Source organism: Acinetobacter sp. YH16052 (genome assembly GCF_013417155.1).
GTDB lineage: Bacteria > Pseudomonadota > Gammaproteobacteria > Pseudomonadales > Moraxellaceae > Acinetobacter.
This window is the reverse complement of the sequence record NZ_VPEO01000204.1, coordinates 1-1,047: the sequence shown is the minus strand read 5'-3', so window position 1 is coordinate 1,047 and position 1,047 is coordinate 1. Positions and strand designations below refer to the sequence as shown.

The 1,047-nt window shown below is 32.4% G+C and carries 1 protein-coding gene; it reads left to right on the top strand.

Going from position 1 to position 1,047, the window contains the following annotated elements:
* Positions 1-79: 79 nt before the first annotated feature.
* The gene (locus FTV42_RS17335) at positions 80-562 is read left to right on the top strand and encodes a hypothetical protein (protein ID WP_004733302.1); all 483 of its coding nucleotides are present in this window, start codon (positions 80-82) and stop codon (positions 560-562) included.
* Positions 563-1,047 lie beyond the last annotated feature (485 nt).

Sequence of the window (1,047 nt, the reverse complement as noted above, 5' to 3'; positions counted from 1 at the left end):
ACATAAAAATTAAGGCTATAGTCTCAATTTTTCAACTTCGTATAACGTGTATTATGTTAATTTTAGGAAAACTTAAAAAATGAAGAAACTACAAATCATCTTTTCAGTAATTTTAGTCATAGTAATTTTATGGGGCATACAATGGATGTTTCATGGTTTTCCAGTAAAACCTTCAAATATTAATAATTCAAAACCTACTGGAGATATAGAATCCAACTTAAATAAGTTCTTAACTGACCCAGCTTTATCACGAATAATACAAAGTTGTATTCCTCTTTATAATGCTGATTTCAGAAGACTGAATCCTCAACTTAAAAATTTACCTGATTTAATTACGGCTGATTATTTTAAGAAAAATCAATTAATAACAACTAATCCTCATACAAGAAAACATGAAGCTAACTTATCTACTGTAAATATTATTAATGAATTTTTTACTGTTTTAGATAGTCCAATGAGTGATCCAAAAATGCTACAAGGATGTTTCGGAAATTATGGTTATACACTTCATGACATGAGAAGAATTAAGAAAAATTTTAGCAATTTTGCAAACTCAAATTAATTAAACACCCCGCCATTTAACATAATGGATATTATACGAAGTACACTTGTATATTAATATAAAAATCAATAACTTAAAAATTTGGTCATGACCAATAAACCAGCAGAAATCCGCTTTTGTAATAAGTTGGTGAGTTTTTAAGCGAATCTGTAACATTTTGCCAGGAAAATTGGCTAAAAAACGATCAATTTAGTAATCAGTGCCCATTTCATGCGGATCCAGGTTGCGAAACTATCCCCAATTGCTGTGGATAAAATTTAGGCTATTTTGTACGCCCTGGCGCACATGAAACTCGTCCCTTTGCTGCTATGCGGCATACTGGAATTTTCCTATGATGAACTCATCGGGAACAGGAAGTTCCACACAATAATAAGAATAGATACGCACAAGGACAGTAAGGTACGACAGGAGTTATACCGAGCAAACCAATACGAAAAACCTCGGCAGGATGCCGGGGTTTTTTATTGCCTATCCTTTCTCATTTG

Coding starts and splice junctions, on each gene's coding strand:
- FTV42_RS17335 (WP_004733302.1), top strand. CDS start 80: ATGAAGAAACTACAAATCATCTTTTCAGTAATTTTAGTCATAGTAATT.